This is a genomic window from Streptomyces himastatinicus ATCC 53653, assembly GCF_000158915.1.
Lineage (GTDB): Bacteria > Actinomycetota > Actinomycetes > Streptomycetales > Streptomycetaceae > Streptomyces > Streptomyces himastatinicus.
Window position 1 is genome coordinate 5877357 of the sequence record NZ_GG657754.1, and the last position, 21390, is coordinate 5898746.

The window sequence follows — 21390 nt, forward strand, 5'->3', positions numbered from 1 at the left end:
GTTGCTGCGGCTCGTCGTCCCGGGACCGCGACCCCGAGACCGTGGGGCGGGGCGGTCAGCGGCGCGGCCGTGGAGCTGGCCCTCGCCAGCCTGCCCGGGTTCCATGTCACGGCCCCGCCCGGCAAGGGCGCCCCGTACGGGGTGTTCGAGGCGGCGTACGTCCCGCACGACGCAGTTCCGCACATCGCCGTCCTGCCGGACGGCACCCGGACCGCGATCCCCCCGGCCCCGCAGACCCGGCACCTCACGCCCGCCGACGAACCCCCGCTGCCGCCGCCGCTGGAAAGCCCCACCGGCCCCACCGGCCCCACCCGCCGCGCCCCGCTCGGCGCGGTCGCCGGGGCCCGCAGCGGTGACAAGGGCGGGAGCGCGAACGTCGGCGTCTGGGTGCGCAGCGATGACGCCTGGCGATGGCTGGTCCACACCCTCACCCCCGACCGGCTCCGCGAACTCCTCCCCGAGACCGCCGAACTGCCGATCACCCGCCACCAACTCCCGCAGCTGCGCGCCCTCAACTTCACCGTCGACGGCCTGCTCGGCGAGGGCGTCGCCGCGCAGGCCCGCTTCGACCCGCAGGCCAAGGCCGTCGGCGAATGGCTGCGCTCGCGCCACCTCGACATACCGGAGGTACTGCTTTGACCGTGCTCGCGTCCGCGCTCGACCCCGCAGGCGCCGACTACACGGCCCACCGCGAGGCGATGCTCGCCAAGCTGACCGAACTGGAGGCGGAACACGCCAAGGCGCTCGCGGGCGGCGGCGAGAAGTACGTCGAGCGCCACCGCAAGCGCGGCAAGCTCCTCGCCCGGGAGCGCATCGAACTCCTCCTGGACCCCGATACGCCCTTCCTGGAGCTGTCCCCGCTCGCCGCCTGGGGCAGCGACTACCCGGTCGGCGCCTCCGTCGTCACCGGCATCGGCGTGATCTCCGGCGTCGAGTGCCTGATCAGCGCCAACGACCCGACCGTACGGGGCGGTGCCAGCAATCCCTGGACGCTGAAGAAGATCCTGCGCGCGCATGAGATCGCGCGTACGAACCGCCTCCCGGTCGTCAGTCTCGTCGAGTCCGGCGGTGCCGATCTCCCCTCCCAGAAGGAGATCTTCATCCCCGGCGGCGCCATCTTCCGCGACCTCACCCGGCTGTCCGCCGACGGGATCCCCACCGTCGCCGTGGTCTTCGGCAACTCCACCGCCGGAGGCGCGTACATCCCGGGGATGTCCGACCACGTGATCATGGTCAAGGAGCGGTCCAAGGTCTTCCTGGGCGGTCCGCCGCTGGTCAAGATGGCCACCGGCGAGGAGAGCGACGACGAGTCCCTCGGCGGCGCCGATATGCACGCCCGCACCTCCGGGCTCGCCGACTACTTCGCCACCGACGAGCCCGACGCCCTCCACCAGGCGCGCCGCGTCGTCGCCCGCCTCAACTGGCGCAAGGCCCACCCCGACCCGGGCCCGGCCGAGGAGCCCAAGTACGACGCCGACGAACTGCTCGGCATCGTCCCCGGCGATCTCAAGGTCCCCTTCGACCCCCGCGAGGTCATCGCCCGCATCGTCGACGGCTCCGACTTCGACGAGTTCAAGCCGCTGTACGGGGCGAGCCTGGCCACCGGCTGGGCCACCCTCCACGGCTATCCCGTCGGCATCCTGGCCAACGCCCAGGGGGTGCTGTTCAGCGAGGAGTCGCAGAAGGCCGCGCAGTTCATCCAGCTCGCCAACCAGCGCGACATCCCCCTCCTCTTCCTCCACAACACCACCGGATACATGGTCGGCCGCGCCTACGAGCAGGGCGGGATCATCAAGCACGGCGCCATGATGATCAACGCGGTCTCCAACTCCCGCGTCCCCCACCTCTCCGTCCTCATCGGCGCCTCCTACGGCGCGGGCCACTACGGGATGTGCGGCCGCGCGTACGACCCGCGCTTCCTCTTCGCCTGGCCCAGCGCCAAGTCCGCCGTCATGGGCCCGCAGCAGCTCGCCGGGGTGCTGTCGATCGTCGCCCGCCAGTCCGCCGCCGCCAAGGGGCAGCCGTACGACGACGACGGTGACGCCGCCCTGCGCGCCATGGTCGAGCAGCAGATCGAGTCCGAGTCGCTGCCGCACTTCCTCTCCGGGCGGCTGTACGACGACGGCGTCATCGACCCGCGCGACACCCGCACCGTCCTCGGCCTCTGTCTCTCCGCCCTCCACACCGCGCCCGTCGAGGGGGCGCGCGGTGGCTTCGGCGTCTTCCGGATGTGAGGAAAAACCCCGCCGTGATGTCCGTGATCCGAACCCTCCTCATCGCCAACCGCGGCGAGATCGCCCGCCGAATCATCCGCAGCTGCCGCGAACTCGGCATCGCCACCGTCGCCGTCCACTCCGACGCGGACGCCGACGCCCCGCACGTCCGGGAGGCCGACACCGCCGTACGGCTGCCGGGCGACGCCCCCGCCGACACCTACCTCCGCGGTGACCTGCTGACCAAGGCCGCCCTGGCGGCGGGCGCCGACGCCGTCCACCCCGGCTACGGCTTCCTCTCCGAGGACGCCGCCTTCGCCCAGGCCGTGCGCGACGCGGGGCTGCTGTGGATCGGGCCGCCGCCCGCGGCGATGCAGGCCATGGCCTCCAAGACCCGCGCCAAACGGCTCCTGCGCGACGCGGGCGTCCCCCTCCTCGACTCCCTCGACCCCGACCGGGTCGCGGCGGACGACCTGCCCGTCCTCATCAAGGCCGCGGCGGGCGGCGGCGGCCGCGGCATGCGCGTCGTCCGCGAGGCGCCCGCGCTCGCCGCCGAGCTGACCTCCGCCCGCGCGGAGGCGGTGTCCGCCTTCGGGGACGGCGAGGTGTTCGTCGAGCCGTACGTCGAGGGGGCCCGCCACGTCGAGGTCCAGGTGCTGGCCGACACCCACGGCGCCGTCTGGTCGCTCGGCACCCGCGACTGCTCGCTCCAGCGCCGCCACCAGAAGGTCATCGAGGAGGCCCCGGCCCCGGGTCTCAGCGACGAACTGCGCCGTCTGCTGGAGGAGTCGGCGGTGAACGCCGCCCGGGCCATCGGGTACGAGGGCGCGGGCACCGTCGAGTTCCTGGTCTCGTCGGCGGGCCGGGCGTACTTCCTGGAGATGAACACCCGCCTCCAGGTCGAGCACCCGGTGACGGAGGAGGTGTACGGACTGGACCTGGTGGCCCTCCAACTGCGGGTGGCGGAGGGCCGGCCCCTGGCCGCCGAGCCTCCGTCGGCGCGCGGCCACGCGGTCGAGGCGCGGCTGTACGCGGAGGACCCGGGGCGGGGATGGCAGCCGCAGGCGGGCGTGATGCACCGGCTGGACCTCCCCGGACCGCGCGTGGACTCCGGCATCGCTGACGGGGACGTGATCGGCGTCCACTACGACCCCCTGCTGGCCAAGGTCATCGCCTGGGCGCCCACCCGCGCCGAGGCGCTGCGGCGGCTGGCCGACGGGCTGGAGCGCGCCCGGATCCACGGCCCGGTCACCAACCGCGATCTGCTGGTACGAGCCCTGCGGCACCCGGAGTTCGAGGCCGGACGCATGGACACCGGCTTCCTCGAACGCCACCTCGACGCACTCACCGAGGACAACGGGGAGGGCGTGGCCCTGGCCGCCCTCGCCGCCGCGCTGGCCGACGCATCGGATCGGCCCGCGACGGTGGCGGGGCGGCTCGGGGGCTGGCGGAACGTACCGTCCCGGCCGCAGATCAAGACGTACCGCGCGGCGGACGGCAGCGAGCACGAGGTCCGCTACCGGCTCACCCGCGACGGCCTCGTCGCCGAGGACTTCCCGGATCTCCGGCTGCTCCGGGCGACCCCGCACCATGTCGTCCTCGAAGTCGACGGCATCAGGCGGAAATTCGACGTTTCGCGCCACGACGACCGCATATACATCGACGCGCCCCGCGGATCGCACACCCTCACCCCCCTGTCCCGCTTCCCCGACCCCACCGCCCGCACCGCGCCGGGCTCCCTGCTGGCCCCCATGCCCGGCACGGTGGTGCGGATCGCCGATGTCGCGGTGGGCGACCCCGTGGAGGCGGGCCAGCCGCTGCTGTGGCTGGAGGCGATGAAGATGGAGCACCGTGTCACGGCCCCCACCGCCGGGGTGCTCACCGCGCTGCACGCCGCCGAGGGCCGTCAGGTCGAGGTCGGCGCGCTGCTCGCGGTCGTCACGGCGGACGAGGAAGAACCCACCACCACGCATCCCGGACGGAGCCGCATATGAGCCAGGCCCACGCGCACACTCCCGTCGACACCGCGGAGCAGGCCGACCTCCGCGCCGCCGTGGCGGCCTTCGGGAGGGACAACCTCAGCACCCCCGCCCCCGACCTGTGGGCCAAGGCGGGCAAGCTCGGCTACCTCGGCGTCAACCTCCCCGAGGCGTACGGCGGCGGAGGCGGCGGCATAGCCGAGCTGTCCATCGTGCTCGAAGAGCTGGGCGCGGCGGGCTGTCCGCTGCTGATGCTCGTCGTGTCGCCCGCGATCTGCGGCACGGTGATCGCCCGGTACGGCACGGACGCGCAGAAGTCCCGCTGGCTGCCGGGGCTGGCGGACGGCAGCCTGACGATGGCGTTCGGCATCACGGAGCCGGACGCCGGATCGAACTCGCACCGGATCACCACCACGGCCCGCCGCGACGGAAGCGATTGGGTGCTCACCGGCCGGAAGGTCTTCATCTCCGGCGTGGACATCGCCGACGCGACCCTGATCGTGGGCCGCACGGAGGACACGCGGACGGGCAAGCTCAAGCCCTGCCTGTTCATCGTCCCGGGCGGCACCCCCGGCTTCTCGTACCACCACATCCCCATGGAATTGGCCGCGAACGAGAAGCAGTTCGAGGTCGTCATGGACGCCGTACGGCTTCCGGCGGACGCGCTGGTGGGGGACGAGGACGCGGGGCTCGCGCAGCTGTTCGCGGGGCTCAACCCGGAGCGGATCATGACGGCGGCGTTCGCCCTCGGGATGGGCCGTCACGCGCTGGCGAAGGCGGTGGACTACGCGCGCACCCGCCAGGTGTGGAAGGAGCCGATCGGCGCGCACCAGGCGATCGCCCACCCCCTCGCCCAGGCGCACATCGAGGTGGAGCTGGCCCGGCTGATGATGGCGAAGGCGGCGTATCTGTACGACGCGGGGGAGGACGCGGCCGCGGGGGAGGCGGCCAACATGGCGAAGTACGCGGCCGGGGAGGCGGCCGTGAAGGCGGTGGACCAGGCGGTGCACACGCTGGGCGGGAACGGCCTGACGGAGGAATACGGGCTGGCGAAGCTGATCACGGCGGCGCGGGTGGCGCGGATCGCGCCGGTCAGCCGGGAGATGATCCTCAACTTTGTCTCGCATCAGACGCTGGGGCTGCCGAAGTCGTACTGACGGTCGTACAGACCCGACGAGCGGGGCAGAACGGACGGGAAGGCGCACAGGCAAGGCAACTGGCAGGCACAGTGACCCGAGGGGAGCGGCCATGGTGCTGCGCAGCGAGTTTCTTGATGTCCCGCCCGTCGATCTGCCCATTCACGACGCGGTGCTGGGCCGCGCGGCGAAGGAGTTCGGGGACCGTACGGCGCTGATCGACGGGGTGACGGGGGAGAGCGTCGGCTACGCGGCGCTGGACCACGCCTCGCGCCGGATCGCCGCGGAGCTGGCGGCGGCGGGGGTGCACAAGGGCGAGGTGGTGGCGCTGCACAGCCCCAACTCGCTGATGTTCCCGATGGCGTTCTACGGGGTGACGCGCACCGGCGCGGCGGTTACGACGGTGCATGCGCTGGCCACGGCCGGGGAGTTCGCCCAGCAGCTGCGGGACGCGGCGGCGACGTGGATCGTCACGGTGTCGCCGCTGCTGGGGGTGGCGCGGCAGGCGGCGGAGCAGGCGGGCGGGGTGCGGGAGATCTTCGTGTGCGACGAGGCGAGCGGGCACCGTTCGCTGCGCGACATGCTGGAGGGCACGGCGCGGGATCCGGTGGTGGACATCGACCCGGCGGAGGACGTGGCGGTGCTGCCGTACTCGTCGGGGACGACGGGCAGCCCGAAGGGCGTGATGCTGACGCACCGCAGCGTCGCGACCAACCTGGCGCAGGTCGAGGCGCTGGTCCCGGCGCGGCCGGGCGAACGGGTGCTCGCGGTGCTGCCGTTCTTCCACGCGTACGGGCTGACGGCGCTCATGAACGCCCCGCTGCGGGCCGGTGCCACGGTGATCGTGCTGCCGCGCTTCGACCTGGACCAGTTTCTGACCGCGATCGAGCGGTACGAGGCGCAGGCGCTGTACGTGGCGCCGCCGATCGTGCTGGCGCTCGCCAAGCACCCGGCGGTGGCGGAACACGACCTGTCGTCGGTGCGGTACGTGCTGAGCGCGGCGGCGCCGCTGGACGCGCGGCTGGCGGAGGCGTGCGCGCGGCGGCTCGGCGTACCGCCGCTGCTGCAGGGGTTCGGGATGACGGAGCTGTCACCGTGCTGCCATCTGGTGCCCCGGGAGGCGGAGGGCGTTCCGCCGGGGACGGTGGGGAAGCTGCTGCCGAGCACCGAGATGCGCGTCGTCGGCATGGCGGACGGCCGGGATGTGGGGCCGGGCGAGGACGGGGAGATCCTGATCCGGGGCCCGCAGGTGATGAAGGGCTATCTGGGGCGGCCCGACGACACGGCGGCCATGGTCGACGCGGACGGCTGGCTGCACACGGGCGACATCGGCCATGTGGACGCGGACGGCTGGCTGTTCGTGGTGGACCGGCTGAAGGAGCTGATCAAGTACAAGGGCTACCAGGTCGCCCCGGCCGATCTGGAGGCCGTGCTGATCGCGCACGAGGCCGTCGCCGACGCCGCCGTGATCGGCGTGACGGACGGGGACGGCAACGAGGTCCCCAAGGCGTACGTGGTGCGCGGGCCCGGTGCCCGGATCTCGGAGGACGAGCTGATCGCGTACGTTGCCGGGCAGGTGGCCCCGTACAAGAAGGTGCGCCGCGTGGAGTTCACGGAGAGCGTGCCGCGCTCGGCCGCCGGGAAGATCCTGCGCCGCGAACTGCGCGCCAGGGAGAGGAGTTCGACCACCCCATGACCGACACCCACGGCGACGCGGCTTTGGTGCGCTCGTCCGACGACCACGGCATCAGGACGCTCACGCTGGATTCGCCGCACAACCGCAACGCGCTCTCCGCCCGCCTGGTCGCCGAGCTGCGCGCCGGGCTGGCGGCGGCCGAGGCGGACCCGGAGGTCCGGGCGGTGCTGCTCGCGCACACCGGCAACACGTTCTGCGCGGGCGCGGATCTGCGCGAACCCCCGGCCGTATCGGGCGCACAGGGACTGGTCGCGCTGCTGCGCGCCATCGTGGAGCTGCCCAAGCCGGTGGTCGCGCGGGTCACCGGGCATGTGCGGGCCGGTGGTCTCGGACTGCTCGGGGCGTGCGACATCTCGGCGGCGGGGCGGGGCGCGAGCTTCGCGTTCACCGAGGCGCGGCTCGGGCTGGCCCCGGCGGTCATATCGATGCCGCTGCTGCCCCGCCTGGACGCCCGCGCGGCGGCCCGCTACTACCTCACGGGGGAACGGTTCGACGCGGCCGAGGCGGCCCGGATCGGCCTGGTCGCGGTGGCGGACCCGGAGGGCGACGCGGACGGTGCGCTCGCGCCCGTACTGGACGGTCTGCGCCGCGGCTCCCCGCAGGGCCTGGCGGAGTCCAAGCGGCTGGTGACGGCCGAGGTGCGGCGGGCGTTCGACCGGGACGGGGAGGAGCTCGCGGAGCTGTCGGCGCGGCTGTTCGCGTCGGCGGAGGCGCGGGAGGGGATGACGGCGTTCCGGGAGCGGCGGGATCCGGCGTGGGTGACGGGGGCCGGGAAGTGAGCCCGGGTACGCGTACGTCGCCGCCCAAGCAGGACCGCAGCCGCGCGACCCGGCAGCGGCTGCTGGAGGCCGCCGTGGCGTGCCTGGCCGAGCACGGCTGGGCGGGGTCGACGGTGTCGGTGGTCGCGGAGCGCGCCGGGGTGTCCCGGGGCGCGGCGCAGCACCACTTCCCGACCCGGGAGGACCTGTTCACGGCCGCGGTCGAGCAGGTCGCGGAGCAGCGGTCGGCGGAGCTGCGTGCCCTCGCCCCGGCGGGCGAGGGCACGGCCCGTACGCACGCGGTCGTCACCGAACTGGTCGACCTGTACACCGGCCCGCTGTTCCGGGCCGCGCTCCAGCTGTGGGTCGCGGCGTCGTACGAACCCCAGCTGGGCGCCCGGGTGACCGTCCTGGAGTCCCGCATCGGCCGGGAGACCCACCGCATGGCGGTGGAGCTGCTGGGCGCCGACGAGGCGGTCCCGGGGGTCCGGGAGGTCATTCAGGGGTTCCTCGACATGGGCCGCGGCCTGGGCCTGGCCAATCTGCTGACGGACGACAGCGCACGCCGGGAGCGGGTGGTGGCGCAGTGGGCGCGGATCCTGGACGAGGCGCTGGGCGCGGACGGCGGCTAGGAGGCGGGGCGGGGGAGCGCCCCGCCCCGACCCGCTAGCGCGAGATGTCCCCGTACCCGTCGATCTCCTGCGGGCCGCGGGTGCCAGGACCGACGTACCGCGCCGAGGGGCGGACGAGACGGCCCGTCCGCTTCTGCTCCAGGATGTGCGCGCTCCACCCGGCGGTCCGCGCGCACGTGAACATCGACGTGAACATGGGCGCCGGGACCTCCGCGAAGTCCAGCGTGATCGCCGCCCAGAACTCGACGTTGGTGGCCAGCACCCGGTCCGGCCGCCGGTTGTGCAGCTCCTCCAGGGCGGCCCGCTCCAGCGCCTCCGCGACCTCGAAGCGCGGCGCGCCCAGCTCCTTGGCGGTGCGCCGCAGCACCCGCGCCCGCGGGTCCTCGGCGCGGTAGACCCGGTGCCCGAAGCCCATCAGCCGCTCGCCCCGGTCGAGCGCCTTCTTGACGTACGCGGTGGCGTCGCCGGTGCGCTCGATCTCCTCGATCATGCCCAGCACCCGCGAGGGCGCGCCCCCGTGCAGCGGCCCGGACATGGCCCCGACGGCGCCGGAGAGTGCGGCGGCGACGTCGGCGCCGGTGGAGGCGATGACGCGGGCGGTGAAGGTGGAGGCGTTCATGCCGTGCTCGGCGGCGGAGGTCCAGTACGCGTCGACGGCGGCGACGTGCTTGGGGTCGGGCTCACCCCGCCAGCGGCGCATGAAGCGCTCGACGATGGTCTCGGCCTTGTCGATCTCCCGCTGCGGCACCATCGGGCGCCCCTGGCCGCGCGCCGACTGGGCGACGTACGACAGCGCCATGACGGCCGCGCGGGCGAGGTCGTCGCGGGCCTGGGCCTCGTCGATGTCGAGGAGCGGTTTGAGGCCCCAGACGGGCGCCAGCATGGCCAGCGCGGACTGCACGTCGACCCGGACGTCGCCGGAGTGCACCGGGATCGGGAAGGGCTCGGCGGCGGGCAGCCCGGGGTTGAAGGCACCGTCGACCAGCAGGCCCCAGACGTTACCGAAGGACACATGGCCCACCAGGTCCTCGATGTCGACGCCGCGGTAGCGGAGCGCGCCGCCCTCCTTGTCGGGTTCGGCGATCTCCGTCTCGAACGCGACGACTCCCTCGAGTCCGGGTACGAAGTCGGACATCGGGCGGCTCCTCATGTGTGGGCGACGGGTGAACGAACGGCTGGTGCGGCTGGTGCGGGCTGTGCGGGGATACGGCTGGTGCGGATGAAACGTCAGCGGGGCGGAGAACGGTGTCATCGGGGGTCGTCCGGCCCCGGGACGGCTCCACGGCCGACGGCTCGCGGTCCGTACCGGATACCCGGTGGTGTGCCCCGTGCGCGCGGTGGTCACCCAGCAGGGGCGAAAACCGGTGCCGGGGCACCGCGCTGACAGGCGCATGTTCGGCCACGGCACGGTGGACGCGCCAGTCACGGGAGCGCGTGAGAAGTGGCACACCCCTTGTGCGGCGGGGGAGGGTTATGGATCCCTGAGGCGGGGGAGAGGGGGCATCGCTCTTTCGGGGTAACCCGTGCGGTGGACCGATGATGTTGCAAGATATGCGCGTGCCTCACGTTGACCCGGAGCCCCCGGCTTCCCCCTCGGCTTACTCCGCGCGCACATACGACCCGGCCGCCATGCGCGAGCACTACCGCGCGGTGGGCGTTGACGAGGCGGCCCTCGGAAGCACCCCGTTCCAGCAGTTCACGCGGTGGTTCGAGGAGGCGGTGGGCAGCGGCCTCTACGAGCCGAACGCGATGGTCGTCGCCACGGCGGACGCGGCCGGGCGCCCCAGCTCCCGTACGGTCCTGATGAAGAGCTTCGACGAGCGCGGCTTCGTCTTCTACACCAACTACGGATCGCGGAAGGGCCGCGAACTGGCCGAGAACCCGCAGGTCTCGCTGCTCTTCCCGTGGCATCCGATCGCCCGCCAGGTGATCGTGACGGGCGTCGCGCACCGCACCGGGCGGGACGAGACCGCCGCGTACTTCCGGACCCGCCCGCACGGCTCGCAGCTGGGCGCGTGGGCCAGCGCGCAGTCCTCTGTGGTCGGCACGCGGGAGGAGCTGGACCGGGCGTACGCGGAACTGGCGGACCGCTATCCGCCGGGCGAGCAGGTGCCGGTGCCGCCGGAGTGGGGCGGGTTCCGGGTGGTGCCGGAGGCGGTGGAGTTCTGGCAGGGCCGGGAGAACCGGCTGCACGACCGGCTGCGGTACGTGCGGACGCCGGGCCCGGGCGAGGAGGGCTGGCGGATCGAGCGCCTGTCGCCGTAAGGCGTGGCGGGACGTCTGGCGGCACACAGCCGGAGACGCAGACGACCCGCGGGTCTGTCCCCTGGCGCCGGTGAGGGCGCCTGGGGGCCGGTCGGACGTACCGGCGACCCGCGGGCCGGGTGACTGCTTGGGATTGGCCGGCTGCGCACATCCCTCGTGCGCCAGTCCGGCGAATGCGCAGAGCGCGACGACGGACTGCTAGCCCGCAGTCACCTCACGCGTCCGGATTTGATACATCTGCCGAACCACCTCCCTTCTCGTGTGCTCCACACCTTAGGAACGCCCTCGCGCCGCACACAAGCAAATTTCCGGGAGGCAACGATTTCGCGGAATCCGGTGTGGCGCGCGTCACGTTCGAGTTCAATGTTCCGACGTGCACCACCACAGGCAGCCACGTCCACCACGTCCCGCAGGGGGTGTCCGGTGACCGCTCCGCAGCGCTCCGAACCCGCGCGTCCCACACGACCCGTCCCGGCGCAGTCGGCGGCCGTGCCCGTGCCCGCGACCGGCCCTGGCCGGGACGACTCCGATCTGCTCGCCGCGCTCCTCGACGGCATGGACGCCGCGCTGTGCGCGTTCGACGCCGAGGGCACCGTCACCCACTGGAACCGCGAGGCCGAGCGCATCCTCGGCTGGCCCGCGACCGAGGCCGTGGGGCGCAAGGGGCTGGCGGGGTGGGCGGCCCGCGCGGAGGACGCGCGGGACGTCGAGGCGCGGCTGATGGAGGCCCTGGACGCCACCGGGCGCCGGGTGCACGAATTCGCGCTGCTGACCAAGGACGGCGGCCGGGTCCTGGTCCGCACCCAGTCGTCCGCCGTGCTGGGCGCGGACGGCCGCCCGGCCGGGGTGTACTGCGCGTTCAGCGAGGTGCACGCGCAGCTGGACCTGGAGCGGTCGATCGCGCTGAGCGAAGCGCTGCTGGCGGACGCGTCCTGGAGCGTCGTCCTCGTCGACGCCGACCTGCGGGTGGCGGTCCTCAACGGCAACGCGGCGGGCGCCCTGCGCACGGCCCGCACCGCCGCGCTCGGGCGGCCGCTGGGCGAGTTCCTCGACCAGGGCGTGGACGAGGCCGAGAACGCCCTCCAGCACGTCCTCGCCGAGGGCGCGCCCCCGGCGCCCACCGAACTGTGGGTGACGCTGCGCGAGGCGGCCGACGGGGCCCCGGAGGACGGGCCCCCGGTCCGCCGCTGCTGGCGCAGCGGCTTCCTGCGGCTCGCCTCGCCGCTCACCGAGGAGCCGGTGCCGCTCGGGGTGGCCTGGATCTTCCAGGACGTGACGGAGGCGAAGGAGTACGAGCAGGAGAGCGCGCGGCTGCGCTTCCGCGGCAACCAGCTGCACCGGGCGGCCCGGGCGGCGGCCGAATGCGAGGACCCGATGGAGGCGGCCGCGGTCCACCTGGACTTCGCGCTCGCGGGCTTCGCCGACCACGCCCTGATCGACCTGGTCGTGGAGCGCCGTACGGGAAGCGGCACCGCCGGACGGGCTGTCCTCCGGCGCCCCGGAGCCGATCCGGCTCGTCCGGGCGGCGGCCACGCCGTGCGGCACCGCGGGGCCGTGCTCCCCGGTCGCCCCGGGCGGCATCCCGGTGGCCTACCGGGAGAGCCACCCGGCGCTCCAGGCGGCCGAGCGCGGCGGGTCGGTGCGGGCGAGCGCGACGCGTACGGACGAGACGGCGGCGGCGCGGTGGGCGGCGGCCCGCAAATGGCCGGAGGGCTCGGTGCACGCTCTGTGCGCGGTGCTGCGCAGCCGCGGCCGCACCCTGGGCGTCGTGACCTTCCTCCGCGGCCCGGCCCGCCGCCCCTTCGACCGCCCGGACACGGCGTACGCGGAGGACGTCGCGGCCCGGGTCGCCGCCGCGGTGGACCTGGCCCGCTAGCCCGGACCGGATCCTCTACCGCCGGTAGAAGATCCGGTCTCCGTACTCCGCCATCACCTGGCGGTTCCATTCGTGGCCCCCGTCCACGTTGCCCGACCGCAGCAGGGGCGGCCGTACGCCGCGGGCCACCAGCTCCTCCACCCCCGCCGCCACCACGGCCTGCATCAGCGCGCTGGTCACCACGGTCGACGCGGGGGCGAACGGCGCCCCGACGCCCTCCGCCGTCAGCTCCGCGTCGCCGACCGCGATCTTGCTGTCGAGGACCAGATCGCAGTGGTCCTTGAGGAAGCTGCCCGACGCGTTACGGGGCGTGGTCTCCGCCGCGTACGCCACGGACGTCACGCCGATCACCGTCGCGCCGCGCTCCCGCGCGCCCGTCGCCATCTCCACCGGCAGGGTGTTCCGGCCGGACAGCGAGATGATGAACAGCAGATCGCCGGTGCGCAGCGGCCCGGTCTCCAGGACGGCCGTGGCCAGCCCCTCGACCCCCTCCAGCGCGCTGCCCAGGGTCGCGGGCACGACGTCCACCCCGACCACCCCCGGCACCGGGAGCAGGTTCATCAGGGCCAGCCCGCCCGCGCGATAGACGACGTCCTGGGCGGGCAGGGAGGAGTGCCCCGCGCCGAAGACGAAGATCCGGCCGCCGCCGGTGACCGCGTCGGCGATCAGCCCGCCCGCCGCGGCGATGCGTTCGGCCTCTTCGTCCCGCACCCTGTGCAGCAGCCCGATCGCGGCGTCGATAAAGCGCCCTGCCGGCTTGCTCTGGCTCATCGCCGAGGCCCTTCGTGTCGGTGTTAACTTGGGTCCACATGCCCGTGGCGCGGATCACGTTGCGTTGTGGATCATGAAGCTGTCAATACCACCTCCGCCCAGCGCTACGGCAGTGGCCGATCCGGCTCTCTTGTCGGTGGGATGCGTCAGAATTGGGTCAGGGCCACCGCACGACACATCAAGGGGCACGCATGTCCGGACTGATCGACACCACGGAGATGTATCTCCGCACCATCCTCGAACTCGAGGAGGAGGGCGTGGTCCCCATGCGCGCCCGGATCGCGGAGCGGCTCGATCAGAGCGGCCCCACCGTCAGCCAAACCGTCGCGCGCATGGAGCGCGACGGACTGGTGACGGTCGCGGGTGACCGTCACCTGGAGCTGACGGAGGAGGGCCGTCGGCTGGCCACGCGCGTGATGCGCAAGCACCGGCTCGCCGAATGCCTGCTCGTCGATGTGATCGGCCTGGAGTGGGAGCAGGTCCACGCGGAGGCGTGCCGCTGGGAGCACGTGATGAGCGAGGCGGTGGAGCGCCGGGTGCTCGAGCTGCTGCGCCACCCCACCGAGTCGCCGTACGGCAACCCGATCCCCGGCCTGGACGAGCTGGGCGAGAAGGGCGAGGCCGACCCGTTCCTCGACGACAGCATGGTGAGCCTGCGCGAGCTGGCCCCCGGCACCGAGGGCAAGACGGTGGTCGTGCGCCGCATCGGCGAGCCGATCCAGATGGACGCCCAGCTGATGTACACGCTCCGCAGGGCCGGGGTCCAGCCGGGCTCGGTGGTGAGCGTGACGGAGTCCCCGGGCGGCGTCCTGGTGGGCAGCAGCGGCGAAAGCGGGCCGAACTGGAAAGGGGACATTTGCCTCTCCCACGTCTTCGTAGCCCAAGCGCTAAGCCCAACCCGCCCGCTGCCGGGTCCTGGCCCCGGCTGCCTGCGCCCCGCCACCGGGCCGCCCCACCGGGCGCCCCGGCCCCGCCGTCCGCGAGCCATGGGCCCGCGCCCTGCGCTGCCCGGCTCGCTGTGTGAGCCGTGGGCGCGGGGCTTGCGTTGCGCGTTGTCCGCGCCCTGCCCGCCGCCGCGGGCTGGGCGTCCGCTCCCGGCTCGCTGCGCGGTCGGGTCGGCGCCTGCGCGAGCCATGAGCGCGTGGTCTGCGCAGGGCTGACCGCCCGTAGCCTGATCCGCCGCGCGCTCGGCTCGCTGCGACCGATTGCCTGCGCGGCTCCCGGGCCCAGCACCGCCGGGCGGCCCAGGGCCCGGTGCCGCTCGCGAGCCATGGGCAGCCCGTCTCCACGCGTGCACCCTGCCCGCCGCTCGCGTTGCGCATCGTGGCCAGTTCGCCGCCGCGGGGGCGAGCGCGGGCAGGTCGGCCAACGGGCCGCCGTCGGGGTGGAGGTCGCGGGTCGTGCCACAGCGCGCGCCCTGACCGCCGCCGACGGGTTCGATGCGCGGTCGGATCCGGCACCGCGCGCGAGCCGTGGGCACGTCGTCTGCGCGGCTGCCCGCCCGCTGCCCGGGGTGACGCACGCCCCCGGTTGCCTGCGCGGCTCCCGAACGGCGGCCCGCCGCGGGGCCCGGGCGGCGTGGCGCCCGGCGTCTCGGGCGGGCCCTACGGGGGCGCCCGGGCATGGGCGGCGCGCAGGGGACTCCGGCATGAGGCTCCCCGGGCCGCGCGCCCGCGTCGGCGCTGGGACGCGCCGACGCGGGGTTACCGCGGTGGGCGGGCTGCCTGCGGTGACGGGTTTTGTCTGGACCGGAGTTCGGGGAAATCGAGCGGGCGGGGGCGACCCGTGCAACCCTGTCGCTGACGCATATGCACAAGCGTGCTCGCGGTCAGGGGAGGGGGCTCCTATGGGCCCGGCGGGCGGCAGCGATGCCGAGCGGGCGTTCGAACGCGAGGGCCCCGGTGCCATGAGGCGCCGGGGCCCCGCTTCCCCATGTCCCCCCGAAGGGCCCCGGGTCGTACGGGCCGCGCGAACGCGGCCTGCCCGACCCGGGGCCGTAGCGACCCGGAGCCCCGAGCTCCCAGGGTCATCCCCCGCGGACTTCCTTCCCCGAGTAGTCCGCCTCCCGCTAGCTGTCTCCCCTCGGCGGAGGCGGCCAATCCCTGAGCGTGGTCACTCGAATGAGGGGTGTTGCCCGGCACTTGCGGTGCGTTCGAATATGAGTTCGATACTGTGGGGTGGTGGGGGTTGCTCGGGAGAGGGATGGAGGTGCCAGACGACATGGTGCGACGCATCGACGTGACCGGAGCCGGCGGTGTGCGGCTCGCGGCCTGGGAGTTCACGGACCCGCCCAAGGCCGGAGGCCGCGCGGGGGCGCGCGGCGGCCCCGGGGTGCTGCTGCTCCACGGGCTGATGGGCCGCGCCCGCGCACTGGGCGGAGACCGCCCGCTGGCTCGCCACCCGGCACCGGGCCGTCGCCCTCGACCAGCGCGGCCACGGCCGCAGTGAGAAGCCCGCCGAAGGGCCGTTCGACCGCGGTACGTACGTGGACGACGCCGAGGCGGCCATCGAGCAGCTCGAGTTGGGCCCGGTCGCCCTCATCGGCCATTCCATGGGCGCCCTGACGGCCTGGCAGCTCGCCGCCCGCCGCCCCGATCTGGTGCGGGCCCTCGTCATCTGCGATATGCGGGCCTCGGCGCTCGGCGGCGCCTCGCAGCGCGAATGGAGCGACTGGTTCCGGTCCTGGCCGGTGCCGTTCGCGACCCTGGCGGACGTCCGCCGGTGGTTCGGCGAGGACGATCCGCTGCTGGAGCGCCCGAACCCCGCCCGGGGGGACTTCTTCGCCGAGGTCATGGCCGAGCGTTCGGACGGCTGGCGCCCCGTCTTCTCCCGCCGCCAGATGCTGAAGGCCCGCGCGGCCTGGGCGCATGACGCGCACTGGGAGGAGCTGGCCCTGGTGGAGTGCCCCACCCTGGTCGTCCGCGGCCTGGACGGCGAGTTGGGCCGCGCCGAGGCCCAGGAGATGGTCCGCGTCCTCCCCCGCGGTGAGTACGCGGAGGTGCCCGACGCGGGCCACCTGGTCCATTACGACCGGCCGGACGGCTGGCGCCGCGCGGTGGAGCCGTTCCTCGCGGCGGCCCTCCCCGCCCAGCCCGGACCGGTGTAGTCCGGAGTAGTCCAGCGGATCAGCGGACCAGCGGATCAGCGGCGCGCGGGGAACTTCCAGACGAACGGCTTGCCGCCGATCTCGGTCCAGGCGATCTCCAGACGCTTCGCATCCGCCGGGATGAGGAAGGTGTTGCAGAGGGTGTAGCTCTGGCCGTCCTTCCAGTTCTTGATGTCGTCCGAGTCGGCGCAGCCCTTCGGCGCGTCACCGCCGATGACCTTCGCACCGCGCTGCCCGTCCGCGTACACATCCGCGTAGTCGCCAACCCGCGGCCATTCCTTGACGGCGTCACCGGTCATATGGCGGTACGTCACATAGCCGGTCGCGGGGACCTTGCCCTTGGCGTCCTTCGGGTCGGAGACCAGGGCCTTGGCGTCGGCGGCGGTTCCGACGTCGACGCGCCGCGCGGTGATCGAGTAATACGGCTTGACGCCGGTGTCCTCCTTGAATGCCCGTGACGCGGACTGCCCGGGTTTCAGTACGGACTTCGCCGCCTCACTCGCACCCCGCTCACCGTTCTTGTGCGCGCTGAAGCGGGAATGCGGCTTGTTCTTATGGGACGTGGACGTATGGCTCTTTTTCCCAGGAGATCCGCAGGCGGTGAGGGCCAGGGCCAGTACGGCAACGGGCGTAGCGATGCGCAGCCACGTTGTCTTGTTCAGCAAGTCGATCTCCCAGCGTGATCCTTCTCAGATCGATGATCCTAGGCGCTCCAATTCCGTATCCGGGGCGTCAACTGTGTGCGTACTGTGACGGCCTGAGTACGAGTGTGTGGAAGTAGCGGGGCGATGGAGGAGGGCGGGCCGCGGGGTGGTGGATGCCGCCACGGAGGGCGGTGGATGGCCTGATCCGGGCCTCGCCGCGGTACGGACGAAAGTATTCCCCTCCGGAATTCAACCTTCGTGGCGTCAATGGCGTCTACTGGTACGGCGCTTGCGGATTGGCTGCTGCTACGCTCGGCAACGCGCCATCGCGCATTACCACCAGAACTAGGGAAATCACTGATCTCGGGGGGAGATCGCGTGAAACTTAAACATCAAGCGTCGATGGTCGTGCTCTCGGCGGTGCTCATGCTGGGCGGCTCGATCGCGATGGCACCCACGGCATCCGCCGTGGGTTCCTCGGCGTGCCGGTTCAATTCGCCGGACGTCAATTTCAAAGTCGTAACAAGTGGTGCCAGATTCCGTTCCGGGCCCGGAAGCAAGTACCGCGCGAAAGGGACGCTGTACCGGGGAGACTCCTTCCGGTACTTCTGCCGCACCGGCGGTCTGGGCGGATTCATGAAGAGCTGGTCCTACGGAAAGATCCTCAAGCGGACCACCTCGGGCATCAGGCCCGGGACCAGGGGCTGGGTCTACAGCAAGTACCTGGACTAGCAGCCGAAGGCGCCCAGGGACGCGCAGATACGTTCCGTCAAGAGGCGCGGCGTCACGAGGTGAGGGACAAGAGGGGGAAACGGCGTGGGAGCGGGACCTGCCCAATTCCGCTCCCGCGCCGCTCGTTCAGCTCGTGCAGTGGGGCACTCAGCCCTTGCTCACCGCCGCCAGGATCTCCGGCAGCCGCGCCACCGTCCGCGGTGCGGCCAGCCGCAGACCGGTCTCCGCGATCGCCGCGCCGTACACGATGCCCAGCGGCAGCAGCACCCACAGCAGGCTGTGCATCCCGCTCGTGTGCAGCCAGATCGTCAGGCCCAGCAGCGGTGCGCACAGCAGGGCTCCGGCGATCATGCCGCCGAGGAGGCTCATCCACGCGAGCGAACCCTGCCCCGGTGCCACGTTCTTGGAGCTGTCCTGCGGGATGGAGTACGGGCGCAGCACCGAGGCCATCGCGCCGGTCGCCAGCAGCGCGCCGAGCAGGCCGAAGGCGAGCCCGAGCGCTTCGGGGACGGCGGGGAGCTTCTTCAGGAAGGCGGCCGAGCCCACCACCGCCAGGAGCACGTACGGCACCCCGACCAGCGCCACAGCGAACGCCCGTCCGCGCAGCTCCAGATAGGCGTCCCGGGGCGAGGAAATGGTCTGCGCGACCATCCAGAAGGCGGAGGAGTCCTGCCCGAACTGGTTGTACATCTGCATGCCCAGCATCCCGGCGGCCCAGCACGACCAGTAGATGCTGCCGTTGCCCTGGACGGAGGTGATGAACGGCATCAGCAGGCCGACCCCCAGCGAGCTGACCCAGCTGGCCTTGGCCTTGGGGTCGCGTACCGCGTACCGCAGGGTGCGCAGCATGACCGTGCCGGTGCGCCCCGCGGGCAGCAGCAGGCCGAGCGGGCCGCGCTCGGCAGCGGACGGGCCCGCCCCATCGGCGCCCTTCCGGGGCTTCTCCTGCTGGATCGTGGAGCCGTCCGGCGCGGTCATCAGATGCGTGAGGCTGCGCGACCACCACCACATCAGCAGCGCCAGCACGAGCGCGCTCAGGGCGAACTGGGCGGCGGCGATCCCGTACGCGCCCTCGCTCACGCCCTGTACGGCGTCGATCGCCGACGCGGGCGGCACCCAGCGCAGGATGTCCGCGGCGGGCCGCAGCACGCCGAGCCCGCCCTGGCCGGACAGCTTCTGCACGCCCATGTTCACGAACTGCACGCCGATCGCCACGAACAGACCGCTCAGCAGCGCCAGATCGCGGCCCTTGCGGCTGCTCAGCAGCCGGGTGTTGGCGGTCGCGACGGCCCGGGCCAGCGCCACGCACGTCAGCACGGCCAGCACGCCCGCCAGGACGGCCGCCGCAGCGGCCGCCGCCCCGTGCGCGATGGCGATCAGCGATCCCAGCACCAGGGTCAGCGTGAACAGCGGGCCGACGCCGATCAGCGAGGACACCAGCAGCGCGCTGATCAGCGGCCGGGGCCGCAGCGGCAGCATCACCAGGCCGGGTGGGGTCCAGGGTTTCGTCACCGCTGGGGAAGAGAGCGGCATCACGGCCCAGTCCCAGCGCGAGCACCGCGGTGAGCACGGTGACCAGCGCGTCCGCGTCGTCGACCCCGCGCAGCAGCACCAGGCCGAGCAGTTGGAGGGCGGCGAAGAGGACGGTGATGACGAGCGAGGTGATGTACGCGGCGCGGCGGCCCGCGGACTGCCGCAGCCCGTTGCGCATCAGCGACAGCTTCAGCTGGACGAAGACGGGCAGCAGCGAGCCGGTGGGCACCGGCGGGGGAGCGGGCGCCGCGGTGTCGAGCGGGCCCTTGGCGTCGAGGGGGTCGGTGAGCGTCATCGGGCGCCGCCGCCGAGCCAGTCGAGGTTGTCCCCGGAGCCCTGTTCACGGGCGCCCACCAGCTCCAGGAACGCGTTCTGGAGGGACGGCGCGTCGCCCCGTACGTCGGCCAGCGCACCCTGCGCCCGGATCTTGCCGCGCGCCATCACCGCGACCCAGTCGCACAGCGACTCGACCAGCTCCATGACATGGCTGGAGAAGACGACCGTCGCACCGGAGCGGGTGTAGCGCTCCAGTACGCCGCGGATGGTCTGCGCGGAGACCGGGTCGACGCCCTCGAAGGGCTCGTCGAGGAAGAGGACTTCCGGGTTGTGGAGCAGCGCGGCGGCCAGGCCGATCTTCTTCCGCATACCGGTCGAGTAGTCCACGACCAGCTTGTTCTGCGCTCCGGCCAGGTCCAGGACGTCCAGCAGCTGGGTCGCGCGCTTGTCGACCTCGTCGCCGGGCAGCCCGCGCAGCCGCCCGGTGTACGCGAGGAGTTCGCGTCCCGAGAGCCGCTCGAACATCCGCAGCCCCTCCGGCAGCACGCCGATCCGCGCCTTGACCTCGGCCGGGTCCTGCCAGACGTCATGCCCGCCGATCTCGACGGTGCCGGAGTCGGGGCGCAGCAGGCCGGTGATCATCGAGAGGGTCGTGGTCTTGCCCGCGCCGTTGGGGCCGACGAGCCCGATGAACTGCCCGGCGGGCAGTTCGAGATCGATGCCCTGGACGGCGATCTGCTCCCCGTACCGCTTCCACAGACCCCGCACCTGCACGGCTGGCCGCTGATGCGGGGCGGCGGGGTCGGTCGCTGCCTCGGCGGGTGCGTGTACGTCTGCGTCTGCGTGTGCGTCCGGCACTGAAATCCCCGTCTCCCAACATCAGGCTGGTCCGGGGACTGGTTCTTCTGGTCGTGTCCCCGTCCGCGCCCACCATACGGGGGGCCGCTGACGGCGCCCAGGGGCGTCAGGCGCGCCTGGGCGCGTCAATGCCCTGGGAGGAGCGGGTCGCGCGCCCGTGGGGCTCCCGTCCGCCGCGTCCCTGGGGCTCGCGCCCGCGGGTATCGCGTCCCTGGGGCTCGTGTCCGTCGGTTTGGCGTCCGCGGGTCTCCCGGCCGCATGCGTAGGCGAGCGTGCTCACCAGCTCCTCGGCGTCCGGCAGCCAGCGGTTGGCGGCGGTCGGACGGCGGGCCCACTGGGTCGGGCCGTGCCGCCCGACCCGGGTCGGGGGCGCGACCACGTAGTCCCCGTCGCCGCGGGCGGCCAGGTCGACCGAGGAGGGCGGCCAGCCCAGGTTGCGCAGCAGGTCCGGGATCTTCGCGGCGGCGCCGGGGAGCACGAAGAAGAGCATCCTGCGGTCCGGGGTGGAAGTGACCGGGCCGAGGTCGACGTTGCGGCGCTCCATCCGGGCCAGCGCCAGACAGCCCGCCGACTCCGGTACGTCCAGGGCGTCGAAGGTACGGCCGGTCGGCAGCAGGATCGACGCACCCGGGGAGCGGGCCCACATCCGCCGGACCACGACCGGGCTGCCGGTCGCCTGGTTCACCCAGTCCGGGGCGGTCGGATGGGCGCCGGGGGCCGGGCAGTCGGCCTGTCCGCAGGAGCAGTGCTGGAGGCCCTTCACGGTGTCCAGCCAGGCGCCGGCGAGCACGTCCCAGTGCCGTTCCTCCGCGTAGCGCACCGCGGCGTCGAGCAGGCGTTCCCCGCGCTGCTTCGGAATATGTGGTGTTCCTGTCACGTCCATGGTCTCTTCCACGACCAAGACAACTTCCGGCG

Annotated in this window: 12 protein-coding genes and 6 pseudogenes; 12 read left to right on the forward strand and 6 right to left on the reverse strand. The window is 73.1% G+C overall.

What is annotated here, in order from left to right:
* The 7 genes and pseudogenes from SSOG_RS47670 to SSOG_RS25030 form a co-directional block, all read left to right on the forward strand.
* Nucleotides 1–639 (forward strand): annotated as a pseudogene (locus SSOG_RS47670) (AtuA-related protein); the annotation flags it as partial.
* Nucleotides 636–2234 (forward strand): acyl-CoA carboxylase subunit beta, encoded by a 1599-nt coding sequence (locus SSOG_RS25005; RefSeq protein ID WP_009717036.1) that lies wholly within the window; start codon nt 636–638, stop codon nt 2232–2234. The pseudogene SSOG_RS47670 and the gene SSOG_RS25005, both read left to right, overlap by 4 nt.
* A 17-nt stretch (nt 2235–2251) precedes the next feature.
* A complete protein-coding gene (locus tag SSOG_RS25010) occupies nt 2252–4207 on the forward strand; it encodes an acetyl/propionyl/methylcrotonyl-CoA carboxylase subunit alpha (protein ID WP_009717037.1) in 1956 nt (651 codons plus the stop codon).
* Nucleotides 4204–5349: an acyl-CoA dehydrogenase family protein gene (locus SSOG_RS25015; protein WP_009717038.1), complete on the forward strand. Its 1146-nt coding sequence runs from the start codon at nt 4204–4206 to the stop codon at nt 5347–5349. The genes SSOG_RS25010 and SSOG_RS25015 overlap by 4 nt, the downstream gene beginning before the upstream one ends.
* Nucleotides 5350–5440: 91 nt before the next feature.
* Entirely contained in the window at nt 5441–7024 is a 1584-nt protein-coding gene (locus SSOG_RS25020) for a 4-coumarate--CoA ligase family protein (RefSeq protein WP_039938636.1), read from the forward strand.
* The gene (locus SSOG_RS25025; RefSeq protein ID WP_009717040.1) at nt 7021–7803 is read left to right on the forward strand and encodes an enoyl-CoA hydratase family protein; all 783 of its coding nucleotides are present in this window, start codon (nt 7021–7023) and stop codon (nt 7801–7803) included. The genes SSOG_RS25020 and SSOG_RS25025 overlap by 4 nt, the downstream gene beginning before the upstream one ends.
* Nucleotides 7800–8414: a TetR/AcrR family transcriptional regulator gene (locus tag SSOG_RS25030; protein WP_009717041.1), complete on the forward strand. Its 615-nt coding sequence runs from the start codon at nt 7800–7802 to the stop codon at nt 8412–8414. The genes SSOG_RS25025 and SSOG_RS25030 overlap by 4 nt, the downstream gene beginning before the upstream one ends.
* A 34-nt stretch (nt 8415–8448) precedes the next feature.
* Here the strand turns inward: SSOG_RS25030 and SSOG_RS25035 are convergent, their stop codons facing one another.
* Nucleotides 8449–9549 (reverse strand): citrate synthase 2, encoded by a 1101-nt coding sequence (locus tag SSOG_RS25035; protein WP_039938637.1) that lies wholly within the window; start codon nt 9547–9549, stop codon nt 8449–8451.
* A gap of 416 nt (nt 9550–9965) precedes the next feature.
* Between SSOG_RS25035 and pdxH the strand changes: the two genes are divergently transcribed.
* Together pdxH and SSOG_RS25045 are read left to right on the forward strand one after the other, a co-directional pair.
* On the forward strand, nt 9966–10679 hold the full coding sequence (gene pdxH, locus SSOG_RS25040; RefSeq protein WP_208867375.1) for a pyridoxamine 5'-phosphate oxidase: 714 nt from the start codon (nt 9966–9968) through the stop codon (nt 10677–10679).
* A gap of 363 nt (nt 10680–11042) precedes the next feature.
* Nucleotides 11043–12555, forward strand: a pseudogene (locus SSOG_RS25045) (PAS domain-containing protein).
* 15 nt (nt 12556–12570) lie between these two features.
* Here SSOG_RS25045 and SSOG_RS25050 read toward each other — a convergent pair.
* Complete coding sequence (locus tag SSOG_RS25050; RefSeq protein WP_009717045.1) at nt 12571–13326, reverse strand: SIS domain-containing protein; 756 nt, start codon at nt 13324–13326, stop codon at nt 12571–12573.
* A 191-nt stretch (nt 13327–13517) separates the two neighbouring features.
* On the opposite strand from SSOG_RS25050, the pseudogene SSOG_RS25055 reads away from it, so the two are divergent.
* A pseudogene (locus SSOG_RS25055) lies at nt 13518–14207 on the forward strand (iron-dependent transcriptional repressor DtxR); the annotation flags it as partial.
* Between the two features lie 1339 nt (nt 14208–15546).
* A pseudogene (locus tag SSOG_RS25060) lies at nt 15547–16432 on the forward strand (alpha/beta fold hydrolase).
* Between the two features lie 35 nt (nt 16433–16467).
* Here the strand turns inward: SSOG_RS25060 and SSOG_RS25065 are convergent.
* On the reverse strand, nt 16468–17097 hold the full coding sequence (locus SSOG_RS25065) for a hypothetical protein (protein WP_009717048.1): 630 nt from the start codon (nt 17095–17097) through the stop codon (nt 16468–16470).
* Between the two features lie 357 nt (nt 17098–17454).
* On the opposite strand from SSOG_RS25065, the gene SSOG_RS25070 reads away from it, so the two are divergent.
* Nucleotides 17455–17808, forward strand: coding sequence for an SH3 domain-containing protein (locus SSOG_RS25070; RefSeq protein ID WP_009717049.1), 354 nt, complete (start codon nt 17455–17457; stop codon nt 17806–17808).
* Between the two features lie 147 nt (nt 17809–17955).
* On the opposite strand, the pseudogene SSOG_RS25075 reads toward SSOG_RS25070, so the two are convergent.
* The 3 genes and pseudogenes from SSOG_RS25075 to SSOG_RS25085 form a co-directional block, all read right to left on the reverse strand.
* A pseudogene (locus SSOG_RS25075) lies at nt 17956–19636 on the reverse strand (transporter).
* The gene (locus tag SSOG_RS25080; RefSeq protein ID WP_009717051.1) at nt 19633–20475 is read right to left on the reverse strand and encodes an ABC transporter ATP-binding protein; all 843 of its coding nucleotides are present in this window, start codon (nt 20473–20475) and stop codon (nt 19633–19635) included. Before SSOG_RS25080 ends, SSOG_RS25075 begins: the two are co-directional and overlap by 4 nt.
* Nucleotides 20476–20716: 241 nt before the next feature.
* A pseudogene (locus tag SSOG_RS25085) lies at nt 20717–21358 on the reverse strand (bifunctional DNA primase/polymerase); the annotation flags it as partial.
* Nucleotides 21359–21390 lie beyond the last annotated feature (32 nt).